Annotated in this window: 21 protein-coding genes; 16 read left to right on the top strand and 5 right to left on the bottom strand. The window is 71.8% G+C overall.

Going from position 1 to position 20,414, the window contains the following annotated elements; genetic code table 11:
* Positions 1–324 precede the first annotated feature (324 nt).
* From VLK66_RS21900 to VLK66_RS21915, 4 genes are all read left to right on the top strand, one after another.
* Positions 325–783 carry a polymer-forming cytoskeletal protein gene (locus VLK66_RS21900; RefSeq protein WP_325311619.1) on the top strand — a complete coding sequence of 153 codons (459 nt, stop codon included), beginning with the start codon at positions 325–327 and terminating at the stop codon, positions 781–783.
* A 133-nt stretch (positions 784–916) separates the two neighbouring features.
* Positions 917–1,669, top strand: a complete 753-nt coding sequence (locus tag VLK66_RS21905; protein WP_325311620.1) for a Nif3-like dinuclear metal center hexameric protein — start codon at positions 917–919, stop codon at positions 1,667–1,669.
* A 29-nt stretch (positions 1,670–1,698) separates the two neighbouring features.
* Positions 1,699–2,436 (top strand): hypothetical protein, encoded by a 738-nt coding sequence (locus VLK66_RS21910; RefSeq protein ID WP_325311621.1) that lies wholly within the window; start codon positions 1,699–1,701, stop codon positions 2,434–2,436.
* Between the two features lie 10 nt (positions 2,437–2,446).
* Positions 2,447–2,731, top strand: a complete 285-nt coding sequence (locus VLK66_RS21915) for a DUF427 domain-containing protein (RefSeq protein WP_325311622.1) — start codon at positions 2,447–2,449, stop codon at positions 2,729–2,731.
* A gap of 93 nt (positions 2,732–2,824) precedes the next feature.
* Here VLK66_RS21915 and VLK66_RS21920 read toward each other — a convergent pair whose 3' ends face one another.
* The gene (locus VLK66_RS21920; RefSeq protein WP_325311623.1) at positions 2,825–2,983 is read right to left on the bottom strand and encodes a hypothetical protein; all 159 of its coding nucleotides are present in this window, start codon (positions 2,981–2,983) and stop codon (positions 2,825–2,827) included.
* 135 nt (positions 2,984–3,118) lie between these two features.
* Positions 3,119–4,096 (bottom strand): hypothetical protein, encoded by a 978-nt coding sequence (locus VLK66_RS21925; protein ID WP_325311624.1) that lies wholly within the window; start codon positions 4,094–4,096, stop codon positions 3,119–3,121.
* Between the two features lie 312 nt (positions 4,097–4,408).
* Here VLK66_RS21925 and VLK66_RS21930 point away from each other — a divergent pair, with 312 nt between their 5' ends.
* The 8 genes from VLK66_RS21930 (at position 4,409) to VLK66_RS21965 (ending at position 11,873) form a co-directional block, all read left to right on the top strand.
* On the top strand, positions 4,409–4,693 hold the full coding sequence (locus VLK66_RS21930) for a hypothetical protein (protein ID WP_325311625.1): 285 nt from the start codon (positions 4,409–4,411) through the stop codon (positions 4,691–4,693).
* 202 nt (positions 4,694–4,895) lie between these two features.
* The gene (locus VLK66_RS21935; protein WP_325311626.1) at positions 4,896–6,251 is read left to right on the top strand and encodes an OmpP1/FadL family transporter; all 1,356 of its coding nucleotides are present in this window, start codon (positions 4,896–4,898) and stop codon (positions 6,249–6,251) included.
* Between the two features lie 65 nt (positions 6,252–6,316).
* On the top strand, positions 6,317–7,642 hold the full coding sequence (locus VLK66_RS21940; RefSeq protein WP_325311627.1) for a hypothetical protein: 1,326 nt from the start codon (positions 6,317–6,319) through the stop codon (positions 7,640–7,642).
* A 231-nt stretch (positions 7,643–7,873) separates the two neighbouring features.
* Positions 7,874–8,341 carry a SufE family protein gene (locus VLK66_RS21945; protein WP_325311628.1) on the top strand — a complete coding sequence of 156 codons (468 nt, stop codon included), beginning with the start codon at positions 7,874–7,876 and terminating at the stop codon, positions 8,339–8,341.
* Positions 8,342–8,493: 152 nt separating this feature from the next.
* Positions 8,494–9,003 (top strand): cytochrome c, encoded by a 510-nt coding sequence (locus tag VLK66_RS21950; protein WP_325311629.1) that lies wholly within the window; start codon positions 8,494–8,496, stop codon positions 9,001–9,003.
* Complete coding sequence (locus tag VLK66_RS21955) at positions 9,000–9,359, top strand: hypothetical protein (protein ID WP_325311630.1); 360 nt, start codon at positions 9,000–9,002, stop codon at positions 9,357–9,359. Before VLK66_RS21950 ends, VLK66_RS21955 begins: the two co-directional genes overlap by 4 nt.
* Positions 9,360–9,638: 279 nt before the next feature.
* Positions 9,639–10,145, top strand: coding sequence for a hypothetical protein (locus VLK66_RS21960; protein WP_325311631.1), 507 nt, complete (start codon positions 9,639–9,641; stop codon positions 10,143–10,145).
* Positions 10,146–10,268: 123 nt separating this feature from the next.
* The gene (locus VLK66_RS21965; RefSeq protein ID WP_325311632.1) at positions 10,269–11,873 is read left to right on the top strand and encodes an HD domain-containing phosphohydrolase; all 1,605 of its coding nucleotides are present in this window, start codon (positions 10,269–10,271) and stop codon (positions 11,871–11,873) included.
* Between the two features lie 152 nt (positions 11,874–12,025).
* Here VLK66_RS21965 and VLK66_RS21970 read toward each other — a convergent pair whose 3' ends face one another.
* Positions 12,026–13,285, bottom strand: a complete 1,260-nt coding sequence (locus VLK66_RS21970) for a 4-hydroxy-3-methylbut-2-enyl diphosphate reductase (protein ID WP_325311700.1) — start codon at positions 13,283–13,285, stop codon at positions 12,026–12,028.
* 186 nt (positions 13,286–13,471) lie between these two features.
* On the opposite strand from VLK66_RS21970, the gene VLK66_RS21975 reads away from it, so the two are divergent.
* Complete coding sequence (locus tag VLK66_RS21975; protein ID WP_325311633.1) at positions 13,472–14,359, top strand: transglycosylase domain-containing protein; 888 nt, start codon at positions 13,472–13,474, stop codon at positions 14,357–14,359.
* On the opposite strand, the gene VLK66_RS21980 is transcribed toward VLK66_RS21975, so the two are convergent.
* Positions 14,301–14,933 carry a nuclear transport factor 2 family protein gene (locus tag VLK66_RS21980; RefSeq protein WP_325311634.1) on the bottom strand — a complete coding sequence of 211 codons (633 nt, stop codon included), beginning with the start codon at positions 14,931–14,933 and terminating at the stop codon, positions 14,301–14,303. The genes VLK66_RS21975 and VLK66_RS21980 overlap by 59 nt on opposite strands.
* A gap of 167 nt (positions 14,934–15,100) precedes the next feature.
* Between VLK66_RS21980 and VLK66_RS21985 the strand changes: the two genes are divergently transcribed.
* Positions 15,101–15,811 (top strand): hypothetical protein, encoded by a 711-nt coding sequence (locus tag VLK66_RS21985; protein ID WP_325311635.1) that lies wholly within the window; start codon positions 15,101–15,103, stop codon positions 15,809–15,811.
* Positions 15,812–16,024: 213 nt separating this feature from the next.
* On the opposite strand, the gene VLK66_RS21990 is transcribed toward VLK66_RS21985, so the two are convergent.
* Positions 16,025–16,648 (bottom strand): Pycsar system effector family protein, encoded by a 624-nt coding sequence (locus tag VLK66_RS21990; RefSeq protein WP_325311636.1) that lies wholly within the window; start codon positions 16,646–16,648, stop codon positions 16,025–16,027.
* A 158-nt stretch (positions 16,649–16,806) separates the two neighbouring features.
* On the opposite strand from VLK66_RS21990, the gene VLK66_RS21995 reads away from it, so the two are divergent.
* On the top strand, positions 16,807–17,739 hold the full coding sequence (locus tag VLK66_RS21995; RefSeq protein ID WP_325311637.1) for a DUF4249 family protein: 933 nt from the start codon (positions 16,807–16,809) through the stop codon (positions 17,737–17,739).
* A gap of 310 nt (positions 17,740–18,049) precedes the next feature.
* On the top strand, positions 18,050–20,122 hold the full coding sequence (locus tag VLK66_RS22000; RefSeq protein WP_325311638.1) for a chloride channel protein: 2,073 nt from the start codon (positions 18,050–18,052) through the stop codon (positions 20,120–20,122).
* The last annotated feature ends 292 nt before the right edge of the window (positions 20,123–20,414 follow it).

The raw sequence follows: 20,414 nt of genomic DNA on the forward strand, positions 1-20,414 counted from the left end.
GCGGCCCGCAGTGCGGCGGTGCCATTGAATCGCAGTGGGGCAGAAAGACGCACAACTGCCCCTGAGGCGGGTTTTGCCCTCCTCCAGGCCCTTGACACCGGCGCGTGCTCATAGAAGGGATGCGCGCCCGGAGGGCCGGGACGGCGCCGCGCGCTCACCGATGCGGCGGACTCTCACGGAAGCCCGGCGCGGCGGCGGCCCGGCGCGGTTGGGCACAGTGGTATCGTGCCCTACCGCGCGCGCAGCCCGGCCCGGAGCGCAGCGGAGGGACACGCCCAAACCCGGCGGTTGGCGGTTCGTGTGAGCCGGTTCGCGAGGATCGAGATGGCACTGTTCAAAGGCAAGGACGACAGCGTGGCGCGAGACAAGGCCGGCTCGGCGCGGGCCGCGGCCAACGAGAGCTCGATGTCGATCATCGGGCCGGGGATGCGCATCACCGGCGACCTGCTGACCGAGGGCACGGTGCGGGTGGAGGGGCGGATCGAGGGTACGGTGCGCGCCGGGAAGGCCGTGGTGATCGGGAAGGAGGGCGAGGTGGTGGGCGACGTGGTCACCCAGGACGCGGTGATCGGCGGGCGCGTGCAGGGCACGGTGATCGCCGAGAGCCGGCTGGAGCTGCAGGCCACCGCGCGGATCGAGGGACAGATCTCCGCGCGGGCGCAGCACCTGGTTCTGGAGGAGGGGTGCCGCTTCAACGGGCAGGTGCAGATGCTGGGCGAGGAGCCCGCGCCGCGCGCCCTTCCCGCCGGTCCGGCCGAGGATACTCCACAGAGCTGGGGGTAGTTTTCCACAATCGCCCAAAGTACGCCCAACCCGTTGCGTTTTCACGGGTTGGGCGTTTTCCACACGCAGAGGGGCGGGTTTTCCACCCGAGTTTTCCACCTGTTTGTGGGAAGGACCCCAACATCGGCCACACATGCGGCTTTCAGAGCTTGTTGACTACCTGGACACCTGGCTGCGCATCCGCGAGGTGCCCGACTGGAGTGGCGCGCTGAACGGGCTGCAGGTGGATTCTCCGCGCGAGATCGGCCGGGTGGCGTGCGCGGTGGACGCGGCGCAGGCGACCGTCGACGCGGCGATCGGCTGGGGCGCGGACCTGCTGCTGGTGCACCATGGCCTGTTCTGGGACGGGAACCGCCCCCTCACCGGCCGCCGCTACCGCCGGCTGAAGGCCATCCTGGACGCGGACCTTGCCGTCTATGCCGCCCACCTCCCGCTCGACATCCATCCGGAGGTCGGCAACAACGCCATCCTGGCGCGGGAGCTGGGGATCGAGCCGCGCGGGAGCTTCGGCGAGTACAAGGGGACGCCGGTGGGCGTGTGGGGCGAGCTGGACGTCACCCGCGACGAGCTGCGCGAGCGGGCGGAGCAGGCGCTGGGCGGGCCGGTGCGGCTGGTGCCCGGCGGGCCGGAGCGGATCCGCCGCGCGGGGGTGATCACCGGCGGCGGCGCGGACGAGATCGCGGCGGCCGCGGCGGCGGGGCTGGACGCGTTCCTGACCGGCGAGGCGCGGCACCACAACTTCTTCGACGCCGAGGAGGGCGGGATCAACCTCCTGCTCGGCGGCCATTACGCGACGGAGACGTGGGGGGTGCGCGCGCTGGCGGCGCACCTGGCGGCGAGGTTCGGGATGGAGTGGACCTTCATCGACCACCCGAGCGGGCTGTGACGGACACTTCTCCTTCTCCGCGGCCTTCCATGACGCGCGTCGAGCGGATCCTGCGGTGGGTGTGGCTGATCAACGGCCTGGTGCTGCTGGCGCTGCTCGTGGCCGGCGGCATCTTCCTGCTGATCGGCGCGCTGGCGGGGCTCGGCGGGGGTGACACGGCATCCGCGCCGGCGACGCGCGCGGATTCGTCGCGGGCCGAGGCCGCCGCGCCGCTGCGCTACGATCCGCCGGAGGCGGTGCGCGGGTCGGACGCGCGGATCGTGGTGATCCGGCGCGGGACGGGGTACACGTACCGCAACACGTCGTCCAGCGCGCGCGGGCCCGAGGCGCCGGCGGTGAACGTGGCGTTCCTGGATGCGCGGGGCGCGCGGCTGCTGCTGGACCGTCCGGCGTACATCGCGCACGTGCGCTACCCGGGACAGGCGGCGGCGGACGCGCGGAGCGACACGCTGCGGTGGATCGTGTACGAGGCGGCGCTGGGGGACTCGAACGGTGACGGGCGCGTCGATTCGCGCGACCGGCGCAGCCTGTACGTGAGCGCGCTGGACGGGCGCGGCTTCCGGCGCGTGCTGCCGGACGGCTACGAGCTGCGCGACTGGGCGGGGCAGGCGGATGGCTCGCTGGTTGCGACGGCGGTGCAGCTGCAGCCCGGCTCCGCGCCCATGCCGGAGCGCGCGTTCGTGCTGGACGCGTCGGGGGCGGTGCGGCCGTACGCGGCGCTCGACTCGGTGGTCGCGGCCGCGGGCGGGATCGCGGGCAAACCGTAAGGGAGGGATGATGGCGAAGGCGACCTGGAACGGAGCGGTGATCGCGGAGAGCGACACCTTCGAGATCGTGGAGGGGAACGTCTACTTCCCCGCCGAGGCGGTGAAGCGCGAATACCTGCGCGACAGCGGCACGCACACCGTCTGTCCGTGGAAGGGAACGGCAAGCTACTACTCGCTGGCCGTGGACGGGGAGGAGAACGCGGACGCGGCCTGGTACTACCCCGATCCCAAGCCCGCCGCGAGCAACATCGCCGGGCACGTGGCGTTCTGGCGCGGGGTGCAGGTGGAGCGGTAAGCCGGAGGGATCACAGACTTTAGGCGGCGCATCAGCGATGGTGCGCCGCTATTCTTTGGAATGATGATTGGCTGAGCCAATCATCAGAAGAACTCAGAAGTAATCGCGGATGATGCGGTAGGCGGCGTAGATGCCTACGCCGGTGCCGACCGCGCTGAGCAGCGCCGCCGTCATCATTCCCATGGGCTCGCCGAGCGCCCAGCCGGCCCAGCCGCCGACGGTGGCGCCGATGGTCCAGAAGAGCTTTTGCATGCTCCGGGTGGTGTGGAGATGTGGATCTGTGGTGGGAGGATGCTTCAAGTTTAGCGCAGATCCGGCGCGGATGGAAGCGAAAAGGCGCGGAAGCCCGGCTTCCGCGCCTTTTCTTGTCCCCCGATCACGACCGAATCAGGCTTCTGCGGCCGCCAGCGACTCGCGCCAGCGGAGGAGGCGCGGCGCGAGCGACGGGTTCGCGGGCGCGGCGCGGTACGCGGACATGGAGACGAGCGGCGGGCGCTTGAACGAGCGCCAGCGGCGCATCCCCACCTGGTCGCCCAGGTCGCGCGCGAGGGTATGCAGGCGTGTGCGGGCGTGGTCCTGCTGCGGCGCATCGCCCCATGCGAGGGCCAACTGCAGCGCCTCACGGGCGGCTTCCGCGTCGCCCGCGGCCAGGGTGACGCCGGCGAGCTCGTGGGCCACGCGCGCGCGGTCCACGGCGTCGGTGAAGCGCCCGGCGGCCAGCACCAGGTCGCGCGCGGCGCCACGGCGGTCGCCCGCGCTGCGGCGGGCCGCGGCGCGCTCCTCCAGCCCCACCGCGGCGGCCTCGGCGTCGCCGGCCTGCAGTGCGCGGCGGATGGCGCGGCCCAGCGCGCGGACGGGGTCGGCGGACACGACCGCCTCGCCGACCTGCGCCAGGCGCGCGATGATGCCGCTGCCGCCGTCCAGCTCGCGCGCGGCGCAGTACAGCGCCAGCGCGCGCTCGCGGTCGCCCAGCTTGCGGGCGAGGCGCGCGGCGTGAAGCGCCGTGGCCGAGCCCGCGCCATCCAGCACGAACGCCAGCGTCACCGCCGCGTCCGCCTCGGAAAGGCGCCGGGTGCGCTCCAGCTCGCAGGCGTAGGAGACGAGCGCCGCCGCCATCCGGGGCTCGTCCGGCGCCGCGGCCTCGGCCACCATCAGCAGGCGCAGGAGGATGGACTTCTCGGGCGACTTCTCCAGCGCCTCGGCCTCGCGGCGGGCGCGGCGGAGGCTGAACTCGTCCAGCGTGCCGGCGCGCGCGTTCTCCACGCAGGCGAGCACCAGCGCCCCCGCGGCCGCGCGGCGGGCGCGCTCGCCCCGCTCGGTCTCGGAGATCTGCCGGAATGTGGTCGCCACGGTCTGAACGCTCATGCAGGCCTCTGGTTGAGAACGGTTCTCATCAATCTAACGAAATCCCCCGCCGGATGTAAGACTCGGAGCGGATCGGGAGATGGAGGTAGGATGATCGATCTTCATCTCCGATCCGTTGAAGACTGATCGGCATCGAAGCGCGAGGAATGGGGATCGAACCTGGATGATGCCGAATCACCTCTTCCGATCGTCCCCCTTCCCTGCCCTGACTGTCGTCGACGGAAAGTGCGAGACCGGGTGCTCCCGCGGAACGGGCCCTGCATCACGCCCGCCGCGCCGTGAACATCTGGCGGCGAACACCGCGGAGGGGGAATGGGGAAGACACCGAGCCGGCGCGCGTCGGACCGGATGGGAGTGAAGATGGTGGGATGGGTGGCGTGCCTGGCGCTGGCGGCGTCGCTCACCTACACCTTCGTGAAGGCGCTGACGCAGGGCCCGGACGAGGTGGACCCGCTTTTCTTCGGGATGCAGACGCTGGCCAGCCTGCTGTTCCTGGTGTATTCGCTGCGGCTGAAGAACCCCGTGTTCGTGGCCGCCAACTGCGTGGCGCTGGCGAACGCGGCGGGCACGCTGGTGGTCGCGGCCGCCGGCCGGTGAGCGCCGCTCAGCGCCCGGACGCGCCGCGAACGTCGGAAGCCGTGTGGTGACGCGGAGTTCCGTGCTTGCGTAACCGGGTGCCCGCGATGTATCGTGCTGCGCGTCGATACCCGGCCCATCCAGAAAAAGCATCACTCCGCACGCACATCTTTCCGGGCCTTCCTGCCCGGAGCATCACCGCTCAGCACCCAAGGAGACTCGCATGAGACGAAGTCTGGCAATCGCCGGCGCCGCCGCGCTCGCGTGCGCCGCGGTTGGCACCCCGCTCCACGCGCAGGGCTCGAGCGTGGACCAGCAGAGCGCCTGCATGTCGGGCCGCGTGGGTGCCGGCATCGCGTCGCCCTGCAACGACGGGTCGGCCGTGTACTTCAGCCCCGGCGCGCTGGCCACGCAGGGCAGCAACTTCGGCATCGGCGTGACGCTGATCCGCGCGGGCGGCGACTTCACCTACGATCCCGGACAGCAGCCGCTGGGCACCACGGACCACATCACCCGCTCCACCGAGATCGTGCCGGTGCCGCAGGTGTTCCTGTCGGTGAAGGTGAAGCCGCGGCTGGCCGCGGCCATCGGTGCCTTCGCGCCGTACGGGCTGGGGCTGGACTGGCCGGTGTGCGACGCCGGCCAGACCACCGCGCAGTGCACCGCCGCGGGGACCACGAACTTCGAGGGGCGCTACACGGGGTACGACAACTCGCTGCGCGCGTACTACCTGCAGCCCACGCTGAGCTACGAGATCATCCCCGGCTGGCTGTCGGTGGGCGCGGGGCTGGACGTGGTGCACAGCACCATCGAGGTGCACCAGCGCGCCGACGCTCCCACGGTGGGGCTGCGCGGCACCGACATCGCCGACGCCGTGCTGAAGGGGAGCGGCAACGCGGTGACCGGGCACGTGGGCGCGCTGCTGCGGGTGAGCGACCGTACGCACCTGGGCATCCGCTACCTGCACCGCGCCAAGGTGGACCTGGACGGCACCGCCGACTTCACGCAGATCCCCACCGGCACGCTGTTCGACCCGCTGCTGGCGGCGCAGTTCGCCGCCGGCGGGCCGCTCAGCGACCAGGGCATCGCCACCAGCATCACCTTCCCCAGCCAGGTCACGGCGGGCATCAGCTTCCGCCCGGTGGAGGTGCTGAACCTGATGTTCGACTACCAGCGCACCGGGTGGAGCAGCTTCAACCGCTTCGTGCTGGACTTCGAGAACCGCGGGCTGGACACGCTGACGCTGAACTACCGCGACACCAACACCTTCCGCGCGGCCGCCGAGTTCGAGTACAGCGACGCGCTGGCGTTCCGCCTGGGGTACCGGTACAACACCGCCGCCACGCCGCGCGCCACGCCCTTCCTTCCCGAGGGCGAGCGCAACTACTACACGGCGGGGATCGGGTTCCGCGCCACGCGGGCGCTCACGGCCGACTTCTCGTTCCAGTACATCAACCAGCCCGACCGCCGCGGCGCCGTGCGCCCCGACGAGCCGCTGGTGGGCGTGTACTCGGCCACCGGCCAGACCTTCGGCTTCACGCTGTCGTACCACTTCGGCAACGGCGGCAGCGGCCAGTGACGCCGCGTCCGTTCCGCTCGTCCGGTAAACATATGGAAATGCAAGACAACCCCCAGGAGAGACGCATGAGAGTGGCAAACAAACGCCCCTTCCTTGCCGTGGCCGCGCTGGCCGCCATGGCGCTGGGCGCGTGCGTGGGCGACGGTGACGAGCTCACCACCCTGCAGACCCCGGCCAACGGCGGCGCGCTGTTCGCGCGGTACGTGTCGCTGGGCAACTCGATCACGGCCGGGTTCCAGTCGGCGGGGATCGTGGACTCCACGCAGCGCAACTCGTATCCCAACCTGCTGGCGCAGCGCGCCGGGACGCCCTTCAACCAGCCGCTGTTCGCCCGTCCCGGGTGCCCGCCGCTGATGACGGCGCCGCTCACCCCGTCGACCGCGGCCAGCACCTGCGTGCGCGTGGACTCGGCGCACTCGCCGGCTCCGGGCAACGTCGCCGTGCCAGGGGTGCGCATCGCCGACCTGTTCCAGATCCCCGGCGGCCAGATCGCGCAGCTGTACTCGCTGATCACCGGCGGGAAGACCGAGGTGCAGGCCATGCTCGACGCGCAGCCCACCTTCGTGTCGGCGTGGATCGGCAACAACGACGCGCTCTCGGCGGCGCTCTCGGGCACGCTGGGGCCGCTGGCTGCCGGCGCCGACAGCAACCTCACGCGGCTGGCGCCGTTCCAGGCCAGCGTCACGCAGCTGGCCAACGCCATCAAGCAGTCGGGCGCGCAGGGCGCGGTGCTCATCGGGGTGGTGTTCGCCGACAGCGCCTCGCCGCTGCTGCAGCCGGGCGCGTACTTCTTCCTGTCGCGCGACGCGGCGGGCAAGTTCAACGGCAAGCCGGTGAACGCCAACTGCTCGCCGGTGACGGCGCTGGGCACGCCCAACCCGCTGGCGTTCAACCTGGTGTCGTTCCAGATCGTCTCCAGCGCGCTGCCGGAGATCAACTGCGACCCGGCCTCCGCCCAGGGTGGCACCTTCCTGCTGGACGCGGCCGAGCGGGCGGTGCTGGGCGCGCGCATCGCGGCGTACAACGCGGCGCTGAAGGCCGCGGCCGACGCCAACGGCTGGTTGTACGTGAACCCGATGGACATCCTGCGCCCCGAGCTGGCGCGCACGGTCACCATCAACGGCACGGCGCGCTTCAACCAGGTGCGCAAGTGCCAGGCGCTGCCGGCGGCGCTCGCCACGGGGAGCGCGGCGGCCATCCAGGGGGCGGTGCTCACCAGCTGCCCGGTTCCCCCGACGGGGCCCACGGCGACCTTCGCGGCGCCCAACTTCTTCGGCACGCTGATCTCGTACGACGGCGTGCACCCCAGCTCGGCGGCGCACCTGCTGATCGCGCGGGAGCTCGCGCTGCGCATCAACGCCAAGTACAGCACCACGCTCAGCACGCTGTGATGCAGATCCATCCGCCTGCGCGCTGAGGCGGCCGGGTGGAAGTTTCGAAGGGCGGTCCCCGCACGGGGCCGCCCTTCGCGCGTCTGCCAGGGAAGTGCGTGAGTGCGTCCTGCTCTCGGTCGGCGCTGCCGCCCTCGTCGCTGTTCCAGCGCACTCCCGCACTCCCGCACTCCCGCACTTCTTCCCGGCCTGCATATATTCCGGCCCACACCCTGCAGCGAATCGACTCCGATGACCGAACAGGCTTCCACGGCGGGGATCCCGCCGTCGATCGAGCGCATCCTGCGCCGCTTCGCCATGCTGTCGCCCGACATGACGCGGCAGGCGCTGGTGCAGTACGCCAACAAGCTGCCGCCCCTTCCCGAGCGCTTCCAGGGGCTGGACGCGGCGCAGTACCGCGTGCACGAGTGCCAGACGCCGGTGGCCATCTTCCCCGAGGTGCAGGACGGAAAGATGTACTTCCACGCCGACGTTCCCCGCGAGAGCGCCGCCATCCGCGCGCTGCTGGCCATGCTCTTCGACGCGCTGAACGGGCAGCCGCCCGCCACCACGCTCGCCATCCCCCCCGACTTCGTGCGCCAGGTGATGGGGAAGATCGGGCTGCAGGCGCGCGAGAACGGCCTGAACGCCATGGTCGAGCGCCTGAAGCGCGCCGCCCGCCAGGCCGCCGCCGAGACCGGCTCAGGGGACGCGCCGTGACGACGATGGACGGGGATGCGGGAGGAGGACGGATGTCCGGGGACCGGCCCGGGAGCCGCGCGCTTCCGTACGCCCGGGGCGGGAAACGCCCTTGCGCGGGGCGGGCGGCCGCGTTCTTTTGTCGCCCCGGACCGACAGGAGACCAGAGACCGATGCTTCGACCCACTTCCGGCCTTGCGCGCGCGGCGCTGCTGGCCGCGCTGGCGCTGGCTGCCGCGGGGTGCCACCCCGGCGGCGACTACGGGTACGACCGCGTTTCGTACCGCGAGACGCCCGCCATCCCCCAGGCCACCAACCCCGACCCGCCCCCGGTTCCCGCCGGCGGGCTGGCCGGCGCCGCGCAGGCGCGCCTGGCGGCGAAGAACCTGCCCGCCGGCGTGACGCAGGCCATGGTGGACCAGGGGCAGGACCTGTTCGGCACCGTGTGCGCCGGGTGCCACGGCCCCGCGGGCGCGGGCACCACCACCTGCCCCACGCTGAGCGACGCCAAGTGGATCAACATCACCGGGGCGTACCCGGAGATCGTGGCCACCATCACCCACGGCGTGCCGCAGCCCAGGGAGCACCCCGCGCCCATGCCGCCCAAGGGCGGGGGCAACTTCGACGACGCGCAGGTGCGCGCCCTGGCCGCCTACGTCTTCGCGCTGAGCCACCAGTCATGAGCACGCGCAACCCCGAGCCCGAACGCACCGACGAGACCGTCCGCGCGCGCTACCGCGCCTGGGCCGACGCCAACCCGCGCCCGCGCGGGCCCTCGGCCATCGGGATGCCGGAGGTCAGCGAGGGCACCATGCGCCTGGCCGGCCTCGCGGTGGGGGTGGTCGTGGGCCTTTCGCTGCTGGCGCTGGCCGTTACCGCCTTCGTGGCCGCGCAGAGCTGGAGCACGATCGGGCGCGGAGGCGCGGTGGTGGCGTACTTCCTGACCGGGAGCTTCCTGGCCATCGCCGGCGTGGGGTGCATCTGGGCGGTGCTGAACCACAACTTCAGGGTGCTGGCGGGCCCGCCCGCGCACCATTGACGACGGACGCGGCGGCGCGGCGGGAGCGGGCATCCCGGCGCGCCGCTCCCGTCCGGGTGTTTGCAAGCGATTTGCGGAGGCATACAGCGCCCGCCGGGACACGTCTCGGCGGGCGGTTACTATTGGTGGCGCCTTGCACGCGGAGGGGCTTTCGGTCCAACCCGTAAGTGTTGACAGGGTTCGCCCGTCATCGTACAGTGTGGTGCAATCAGCCTACAACATGTCCTGAATCGTATCCCCGCCCTCGCGCATAAACACCGAGTTACGGAGTTGTCACCGATGTCCAAGACCAGTTTCCGCGCCGCTGCCACCGCCCTCGCGGGCATCCTCATCGCCATCGGCGGGTGCGCCGAGAGCCCGTCGTCGCCTTCCGCGCCGCTGCAGGTCGTCCACCGCTCCAGCAGCGTGCGCTTCGACGTTTCGGGCGGGGGTTCCTCGGCGGTGATCGACGCGCGCGGCGGCTCCATCACCACGCCGGCCGGGCAGACGCTGACCTTTCCCGCCGGTGCGCTGGCTTCGCCCACGCAGATCACGGTGACGGACGATCCGGAGGTCGTGGGCGTGGAGATCCAGCCGCACGGGCTGGTGTTTCCGGCCGGGCGGCAGCCGGTGCTGACGCTGGACCCGCGCGGGGCCGACGTGTCGGGGCTCAACCGGACGGCTGTGGTGTACCTGAACGACGCGACCGGGCAGATCGAGCAGGTGCTGACCACCAGCGATCTCGGCGGCAACCGCATCCGCGCCACGCTCCCGCACTTTTCGAAGTACGCCTACGCGGGTTCCTGAGCGGGCGGAAGTCCGTCCGCCCGTAGTGCGCACCCTCGCCGAGGGTGCGCGGGCAGCACAGGGCGCCACGCTGCGGCGGGCGCCCTTTTCCGTTTGACGTCGATTTGGCCGAAGGTCGTACCCGTGATCCTGCCCCGCTGCGGCGAGCTGCTCGAGGAAGCCACACTGCACGAGCTCGTGGGCGAGCGCGATGCGGCGCAGCGGTGCTATGCCCAGGCATTCACCGAGGCGCTGGGCGCCGGGCACGCCGAGTCCCTGCTGGAGGTCATCACCAAGGAAGGGCACGGACACCGGGCCGCCGGGCGCGACGAGCTGGCCACCGAGGTGCTGGAGCTGGCGCTGGTGGTGGCGGTGCTGCAGGGCGACGCGAGCCGCGAGGCGCGCGCCCTGAACGGCCTGGGCATCCTCCACCTGAGCCACGGCGACCTGGCCGCCGCGCAGGAGAGCTACGGCGCGGCCCGCGAGGCCGCCCGCGTGGCGGGCGACCAGCGCACGCTGGGCGAGATCGAGCAGAACCTGGGGATCATCGCCTCGATCCGCGGCGACTTCGCCGAGGCGCTGGAGCGCTACACGGCGGGGCTGGAGTACATGGAGCGGGCGGGGCACCTGCGCGGCTGCGCGCAGGCGCTGACCAACATCGGGATGCTGCACGTGGACCTGCAGCGCTTCGAGGAGGCGGACTCGTTCTTCCGGCGCTCCCTGGAGCTCTGCGGCAAGACGGGCGACGTGGGCACCGCCGGCACGGTGCACATCAACCGCTCGGAGATGTTCCTGGCGCGCGGCGAGCCCGAGCGGGCCCGGGAGAGCTGCGACGAGGCGTACGAGACGTTCAGCCGCATGGGCGACGCGGAGGGGCGCGCGGTGGCGATGAAATGCTACGGCGTGATCCACCGCTCGGTCAGCAAGCTTCACCTGGCCGAGGTGTACCTGCGGCAGGCGATCCAGATCGCCAGCGAGGCCCGCTACCCGCTGGGCGAGGCCGAGTCGCACCGCGAGCTGGCGCTGGTGCTGCGGGCGCTGAACCGGAACCGCGAGGCGCTGGAGGAGCTGAACCGCGCCCGTTCGCTGTTCATGACGCTCGAGGCCGAGCGCCACCAGGCCGACATCGGCGAGCGCATCTCCAAGCTGGAGAACGATTTCCTCTCCCTCGTGCGGTTCTGGGGCGAGTCGATCGAGGCGAAGGACCGGTACACGAGCGGGCACTGCGAGCGGGTGGCCGAGTACGCCTGCCGGCTGGCCGCCGAGGCGGGGATGGAGGAGCGCGAGATCGTGTGGTTCCGCATGGGCGCGTTCCTGCACGACCTGGGGAAGACCGAGGTGCCCGAGGAGATCCTGAACAAGCCCGGGCGCCTGACCGACGAGGAGCGCGCCATCATGGAGCGCCACCCCGTGATCGGCGACGAGATGCTGGCGCCGGTGGAGTTCCCGTGGGACATCCGCCCCATGGTGCGCTCGCACCACGAGCGCTGGGACGGGCGCGGCTACCCTGACGGGCTCACCGCCCACACCATCCCGCTCTCCGCGCGGATCCTGCGCATCGCGGACGTGTTCGACGCGCTGACGACGGCGCGCAGCTACCGGCGCCAGCTCACCCCCGAGGAGGCGCTGGCGATCATGGAGGACGACGTGGGCTCGTTCGACCCCGAGATCTTCGAGATCTTCAAGGTCATCTTCCCGGAGATCGTGGGGACGGCGGAAGAGGCCCAGCAGCGCGCCGGAGTGAGCTGAGAAGTAAGAGAGTACGAAAGTACGGAAGTACGATCCGGCGCGGGATCTGGATCGATGCGCAAACGAAGCGGGCGGCCAATCGGCCGCCCGTCGCTGTTTCGTACTCTCGTACTCTCGTACTCTCGTACTCTCGTACTCCGCCGAAGGCGGCCTCACGCGGCCGCGGCGGGCTCCTCGAGGGGGATGCCGCGGGTGCGGAGGAGGAGCTCGACCGCTTCGCCGATCTTGTTGTTCGGCGTGGACGCGCCGGCGGTGAGGCCCACGACCAGCGGGCCGTCGGGGAGCCAGTCCTCGGCTTCCATCTCGGGCGCGTCGAAGGGGGTGCCGCTGGGCTTGAAGCGGATGGTGCGCCGCTCCGGGTCGATGCAGCGCGCGTCGGCGATGTGGTAGGTGACGGTGCTGCGCGAGCAGATCACCGCCAGGTGGTTGGTGTTCGACGAGTTGTAGCCGCCGATCACCAGCATCACGTCGGGCTTGCGGGCCTCGTCGTCCACCAGCTTCACCACCGCGTCCTGCCGCTCCTGCGTGGCCGAGCAGATGGTGTCGAACGAGCGGAAGCGCTGCGCCGCGTCGTACCCCGCATCTCCCCCGTACCGCCGCTCCAGCGCCTTCCCCACCTCGGCGGCGATGGCGAGCGAATCGCCCGAGAGCATGGTGGTCTGGTTGGCCACGCCGATCCGCTGCAGGTGCAGGTCGGGGTCGAAGCCGGGCGAGCTCTTCTCGCGGAAGTGCTCCAGGAAGGCCTCGCGCGTGAGCGCCCCCGGCTTCCCCTCGATGTAGTCCATCACCAGCCGCGCCTCGGCCATGTCGCGCACCACCAGGAAGCGCCCCTCGGGCCAGCGGTACACCTGGCTGGCCGTGGCGCGCGTCTCCTCGTGGTAGTGCTTGCCGTGGACCAGCGCGGTGAAGCCGTCGCGCGCGTACTGCTCCACGCGCTTCCACACGTTCAGCACGCTGCCGCAGGTGGTGTCGACCAGGATGGCGCCGGTCTCCTGCAGCCGGCGGAAGTCCTCGACGGTGGCGCCGAAGGCGGGGAGGATCACCACGTCGTCGGGGCCGAGCGCGGAGAAGTCGAAGCGCCCGCCCTCGTCCGCGTGGAGGAAGACAACGCCCATCTCCGTCAACCGGCGGTTCACGTGCGGGTTGTGGATGATCTCGCCGAGAAGGAAGACGCGCCGGTCGGGGAACTTCACCCGCGTCTCGTAGGCGTAGTCCACCGCGCGGTCCACGCCGTAGCAGAAGCCGAACTCCTCGGCCAGCCGCACGGTCACCTGCTCGCGGCCGTGGCCGTACGTCTCCTCGTAGCCGTGCGCGCGGATGCGGTCCACCAGCGCGCTGTGGTACTCGGACCGGATGAGCGGCTCGATCTCCTTGCGGAGGCCGAAGCCGCGGCGGAAGTAGTTCTGCTCCACCGGCAACGGATATGCGAGAGTACGGGGTACGGCGTGCGCCCGCCGATCAGGCGGCGGTGAAGGCTAACCCCGCCCGCGGCCGGGGGCAACCTCGCGCAAGCGGCGTGGGGGGAATAGTTTTTGCCCCCTGGACGCCGCTCCGCAGGGATATACACCGACCGGGCTCGGGGGAGCCGGAGGACGCGCTTGAAGCTGGGAAAGACGAAGCCCAAGGCACTGGGGGGCGCGCCGCGGACCGGACGGTGGACGCGCGACGTACCCGAGCGCACGCGCCTGGGAGGCGAGCACCGCGGCTCGCTGATCCTGCTGCTGATCGCGGGCGGGGTGATCGTGATCGTCATGATCATCTTTGCCGTGATGGCCAGCTCGCGCCTGGACCGCGGGCTGCTGGGCCAGTACACGCAGGCGCGCCGCCGGCCCGACTGGGTGCGCGCCCGCGACCTGCCGCGCTACGTGCCCGACGCGTTCATGACGGTGGTGGACACCTCGGCCTTCCAGCGCCTGTCGCCGTACGGGCGGCAGGATCGGCCGCGGATGACGGTGGACCTGGTGACGCAGGTGCAGCGGCTGCGCGGCGGGGTGGACGACCAGGCGTGGCGCGCCTTCATGGTGCCGCTCACCGAGGCACGGCTCTCTCGCGCGCAGATGGTGGAGTACTACCTGAACCGCATCTACCTGGGGAAGGCGGGCGACTGGCGGGTGTACGGGGTGCAGCACGCGGCGCAGGAGTTCTTCGGCAAGGACGCGCGGCAGCTGACGCTGAGCGAGGCGGCCACGCTGGCGGGGATGATGCTGCCGCCGCGGCTGGTGAACCCGCAGGCCAGCCCGGGGGCGGTGGGCGCGCGCCGCAACGAGGTGCTGCGGCGGCTGCTGGAGGGGGGGCGGATCGACCGCGCCGCGTTCGACGGGGCCATGCACGAGATGCTGGCCTTCCAGCCGGGGATCGACTACGCGCCGATGACGCGGCCGGTGGGATGGGGGGGCGAGCCCGAGGTGATCCGCCTGCCGCCGGGATCTATTCCCGCGACCGACTCGGCGTCCGCGCGCCCCGCGGACCCGGGCGGCGGCCAGTAGAATCGTTCGCCGCGGTGTCGCGGCGCGCGCTGTCGGCCCGCGTGGTGGCGGGGGCCACGTAGGCGCGCGAGAGGTGGATCTGCACCAGCTTCCAATCCCCCCGGTCCTGCGAGAACACCCCCGAGGCGCGCAGCCACTGGTCGGGCGCGCTGCTCGCCGCGCCGATGAACTGGATGGGGGTGGAGAACCACCCCGTCTGCTCCCTGAGCCCCACTTCCACCCGCAGGTCCGGCGTGCGCGCCACCGCCGGCGCGGGCACGGGAACGCTGTCGAGCGCCGCCGCCAGCCCGCGGACGCCGATGCGCGCCACCCCGCCCGCCGCGTCGGAGCCGATCACCAGCACGTCCTCGGTGGGGTTGATGGCGGTCATGGCCCGCGCGCGGTTCCCCCGCCCCATCTCCTCGGCGAAGTTGCGGACGCGCGCCCGGATCTCGCTGGCGGCCTCCTGCTGGTCGATGCGGGCCGGGTCGCGCTGCGTGTAGAAGCTGCGCGGCGTGCGCTCCACCTTCATGAGGTCGCAGCCGGCGAGGGCGACGAGCAGGGCGGCGGCTGCGGCCGGAAACGGACGTCGCACGTTCGGTGGGGTGCGGGGTACGGTGATGGCGTCGGGACGCTCCCGAATCTGCGCGGCGCGCTCCCGGTGTCAAGCCGCACGCGGGCTCCCTTGACGGCGCGGGCGGGGTGCGGCATAGTCCAAGCCAGCTTCTCCCCGGCATTGAACGGCAGTACACGGATGCATCGATGATCTGGTTCGGCAACCTCGCGCACGCGCTCCGCATTCCCGTTCCCGCCCTGGTCACGGGCGACGACGGGCAGCGCATGGAGGCGGCGCTTCGGCACGTGGCCGCGCACGCGCCCCACCTGGAAGGCGACGCGCTCCTCGACGCGCTGGCGGCCACGGGCTTCGTGGACGTGCCCACGGCGCGGCGGCTGCTTCCCTGCTACCGCCACTTCGACGCGGACCGCTGGTTCGCCGAGTCGCTGCGCTCGCTCTCACTGAAGGGGCCGCTGGTGGCCGACGAGTTCCGCGGGCGGATCGGGCGGGTGGTGGAGGACCTGACCGGCAACGCGCGCATCGAGGACGTGGGGCCCGAAGGCGCGGTGCGCTTCTCGGTGGGCGGGCGCGAGGGGATCGTGCTGGCCTATCCCGCGGTGCAGTTCACGATCGGCGGGCCCGCGGCGAAGACCGTGGAGGCGGCGGTGGAGGAGATGCCCGACACGCTGGTGATCGTCGCGCGCAACTTCCAGGACAACACCCGCGCGCAGCTCTCCTCGATGCTCTCGCGCACCGAGGTGCCGGGAACGCTGGTGACGGTGAACCTGCTGCTGGGGATGCGGGCGACCGCGCTGAAGTATCTGCCGTCCCCCGACCGCGTGGTCGACCTGTTGAGCGTCGGCCGGCCGATCCGCTCGCAGGACGTGGCGACGCTGGGCGAGCGCGTGGCGGCGTAGGATCGTCGTCATCCACCGACGAGACGAGGGGCGGACCGGATTGCGGTTCGCCCCTCGTCTTTCGTCGGCCTTTCGTCCGGTCCGATGTTTCCGCTCCGGCGCGGCATCGCTGGATCTCACGCGGAGACGCGGAGGGTGATTCCGCATCGCCCTGCCTTTCGATCGATCCTGTCACTTCCCTGTCTCGTCCGGGAGACGCGGGACTTCAGCGCGTCAGCGGAAGACGAGGACGACGGCGGCCAGGAGCGCGCCGGCCAGGCAGAGCTGGATGGAGCGCGCCACCCACAGGAACTTGCGGCTGCACACCAAGCTCACGTGGTAGATCTGGGTCGACAGGTGGTCGAGCAGCTGCTGGCGGCTCTGGCCGTTCAGCGCCTTGACGAACGCGTCGGCCGAGCCGTGGGCCAGCACGCTTTCCCAGAAGATGAAGCCGGTGGTGTGCACGCGCACCAGCCGCGGCCGCATGGACCACGCGGCGGTCAGCACGGCGGCGCCCAGCGCCAGGAAGGCGAGGAGCGCGGACACCGACGTGACCGTCCACTCCGAGAACGGGCGGTTGGCGAACATGCGCTGCAGCCCGCCGCCGTACAGCAGGCTGAGCACCGCGCCCGCCAGCACGATCACCGACCCCGCCTTGGTGTCGGAGAAGCGGATGTGGTCGTTGATGTACCCGTTCACCGCCCACAGGTAGTCGTCCATGAACTCGTCCTCTTCCACCGAGGCCGAGCGGGCGAGCGAGCCCACGATGGGGCCGGGGATCTCGATGGTGCCGTGCGGCCCGGCGGGGGCGTCGCTTTCGGCTTCGGATTCGGTGCCGGGGAGGGCGGTGATGTCCATGCGAGGCTGCCTGTGGAGGGGGACCGCGGAGGGCGGCGGCCGTCGTCCGGCGGCGCCGCTGCCGCTAATCTAGTATGATGAACTCGTTTGCGGCACCATGCGGCACAAAGGGGAGAGCCCGGATGTTTTCACGCGGGGGGACGAGACGCGTTGGGGCGATGGCGATTTTCGCGCTCCTGCTGGCATCGGCGGGGTGCGACCTGGCCGAGGTGGTCACCGAGCCGGGCGAGGACGTGGTGGTGGTCGAAGGCGTGCTCTACGCCGATGTCCAGCTCCAGCAGATCCTGCTGCACCGCTCGCTGCAGGGGCACGAGGCCGCGGGGGTGCCGGGCGCGGCGGTGACGGTGACGGACGAGGCGGGCGTTGGGCACCGCTTCCACGAGGACGTGCCGAACTGCTTCCAGGTGGACCCCGTGTACACCGGCGCCGACTCGCTCGGCTTCCACGGCACCTGCTACTCGTCGTCCGCGGGCGAGGATGCGTGGGTGCACCCCGGCGGCACCTACGACCTGCGGGTGGAGACGGCGGACGGGCGGGTGATTCAGGGGCGCACGCACGTTCCCGGCGACTTCGAGGTGCGCACGGTGCCGCCGATGCGGGGGCCGTTCGACACGCCCCCGTGCTCGCTGGCGCCGGACAGCGCGCTGAACATGCTGTGGACGCGCTCCGCCGGCGCGGCGGGGTACCTGTCCGCCATCCGCGTGACGCGGCTGCGGGAAGGGCTGGGAGATGTGCCCTTCTTCGTTCCCGATCCGCTGGAGCTGCGCGGCGTGTCGGTGTCGGAGACGGACACCACCATCGTGCTGCCTACGGAGTACGGGGTGTTCGAGCGATTCAACTACAGCGACGAGCTGCTGACCGCGGTGGCGCACGGGTTTCCCGCGGGGACGATCATGCTGGCCACGGTGTCGGCGGCGGACCGCAACTGGGTGACCAGCGCGCGCGGCGGCAGCTTCAACCCGTCCGGCCAGGTGCGCATCTCCACCGTGGTGGGCGGCGGCGTGGGCGTGTTCGCATCGCTGGTGCAGAAGCGCGCGTTCATCACCGTGCAGCGGAGCACGTCCACGCCGCGGTGCGGGTTGCGGGGGTAGGGAGAGCGAGGGGGATCGAGGGCCGATCGAAGGATCGGAAGGCCGCTGGAGGCCGCTGAAAGCTCCTGAAGGCGAATGAATTCGCAGGCAACAACAGCACGAAGTCCCTGCGGGACTGCTCCCCGGCATCCCGGCGCTCGAGGGATGCTGATGTAGTCTTGGGATCGCCGCCCTTTGTACCAGATCCGGAATCTCGAAAGCCGGATGTGGGGGAACTCTCCCCCAGGGCGGGCGTATGGGAGCCCTTTGTCCGCGGCTCCGGAGTGATCCGTGCATCGCCCGCTGCGGAACGAGGTCCGGAGATCAGCCGGTGGTCGAGGAAGAACCAGGAGACGGCGAGGAATCCCCCCGCCCCACGCATCCGCCCGCGGACGACGAGGTCGAGCCGCGGAGCTTCGGCGTGCCCGGATCCGCCCCCGGCGCGGAGGAGGCGGGGATCGCGGCGGGGGACGCATCTGCCGAAGTCCCGTCCCTCGTGGCGGCGCAGGCGCGGCGGCGGCGCGAGTGGCGGCGGCGAGCGATGCGGCGCGCGCACCGCGGCGGACGGCGGGCGGCGCACACGGCCCGGCGCCTGGCCCGCGGGGTCGAGGCGGGGCAGGCGCGGGCGGCGCGCGGGTGGCTGGCGTTCGTGGACTGGTTCAACCGCCGCGAGCTGAGCGAGAACGCCATCCTGCTGGCCTTCGCGGTGGCCATCGGGCTGGTCGGCGCCTTCGGCGTGGTCGCCTTCTACCGCTGCATCGACCTGGCCTTCACCGTGTTCTACCGGTGGACGGGGAACGTGCTGGGGCGCGGCGTGCTGGCCATCTACCGCCCCCTCATCACCGCCGCGGGGCTGGCGGCGGCGTGGGCGATCGTGCGCTCGCTGCGCGGCCGCGAGGGCGGCGAGAACGTGGCGGCGGTGCAGCTGGCCGTGGCCCGCCGACAGGGCGAGATCCCCGCGCGCCCCGCGCTCTTCCGCACGCTGGCCTCGGCGGTGACGCTGGGCGCCGGCGGCTCGGCGGGGAGCGAGGGGCCGGTGGCGGTGCTGGGGGCCACGGTGGGATCCGTCCTGGGCCGCGCCTTCCGCTTCGACCCCGAGCGGGTGAAGGTGCTGGTGGGCGCCGGCGCGGCGGCGGGGATCAGCGCCAGCTTCAACGCGCCGCTGGCGGGCGCCTTCTTCGCGCTGGAGGAGGTGCTGGGCTCGCTCGGCGTGGCCGCCTTCCCGCCCGTGGTGGTCGCGGCCGTGCTCGCCGCGGTCGTCTCGCGCGCCTTCCTGGGCAATCACCCCGCGTTCCCCATCCCCGCGCAGTACGGCTTCACCCTGCGCCGCGAGGTCATCCTCTTCTACCCGCTGCTGGGCGTGGTGGCGGGGCTCGTCTCCGTCCTCTACGTGCGCACCTTCTTCGGCGTGGAGACGGTGGCGAAGCGGCTGCGGCTGCGGCCGTGGATGCTGCCGGTGCTGGGCGGGCTGATCGTGGGGCTGATCGTGTGGATGAGTGGCGGGATGCTGGTGGGATACGGGCACCTGGCCGTGCGGGTGCAGGTGTTCGGGCGGATGGCGTGGACCACGCTGGCGCTGCTGGCGCTGGGAAAGATCGTGGCGACGTCGCTGACGATGGGGAGCGGGGGGACGGGCGGCGTGTTCACCCCGTCGCTGTACATCGGCGCGGCGACCGGGGGCGCGTACGGGGTGCTGATGACGCAGCTCTTCCCGCGGCTGGGGCTGCACCCCGAGGCGTACGCGCTGGTGGGGATGGGGGCGGTGGTGGGCGCGGCCACGCAGGCGCCGATCACGGCCATCCTGATCGTGTTCGAGATGACGAACGACTACGCCATCGTGCTGCCGCTGATGATGGCCACGGTGATCGCCACGGTGGTGGCGCGGCACGTGGAGCCGGACTCGCTGTACAGCGGCTGGCTGCGGCGGCGCGGCGAGCACCTGGAGCACGGCACCGACCGCGACGTGCTGGCCGGCGTGCGCGTGGACGACGTGTACGACCGCGCCGCCCCCTGGATCCGCGCGGACGCGACGCTGGACCACCTGATGGAGCAGCTCGGCCGCGCGGACCGCACCGAGTACCCGGTGGTGGAGGAAGACGGGGCGCTGCTGGGGATCGTGACCGTCGCCGAGCTGGCCCGCGCCGCCCGCGAGGCGCCGTCGCTGGGAGCGGTCCTCCTCGCCGCCGACCTCGCCAACCCGGCCGAGTGCGTCACCCCCGCCGACACGCTGCTCGAGGCGATGCGGAAGATGGGCGTCCGCGGCGTGGGCTCGCTCCCCGTGATCGACGCGGAGACCGGGCGCCTGCTCGGAAGCCTGGGCCGCGCGGAGTTGCTGGCGGCGTACCAGCGCGTGGTCGCGCGGAACCCGCACCCCGGCGACCCTCATCCCGCGGCCAGGTCCTGAGCGCGGAGCTCGGGGCGGGCGAAGCAGCGGCGGTGCGACAGGGATGCATCCTGCCCGCCATGCAGCCCCCTCCCCCGGCCCCCTCCGCCCGCTCCGCGGGAGAGGGGGAGAACTCAGCGGGAGCACGCGCGTCGGTGCGTCGCTCCAATGCTGGAGAGCAGTCCCGCAGGGACTTCGTGCGGTTGTTGCCCCCGAATTCATTCGGGGGTAGCGGCATGAGCAGCGGGGAGGAGCGCCACTCGCCGCCAGGAAAATCTGGCGCGCACGCGTTCTGCGGTTGCATCTTCCGAGT

The sequence above is a fragment of the Longimicrobium sp. genome, from assembly GCF_035474595.1.
Lineage (GTDB): Bacteria > Gemmatimonadota > Gemmatimonadetes > Longimicrobiales > Longimicrobiaceae > Longimicrobium.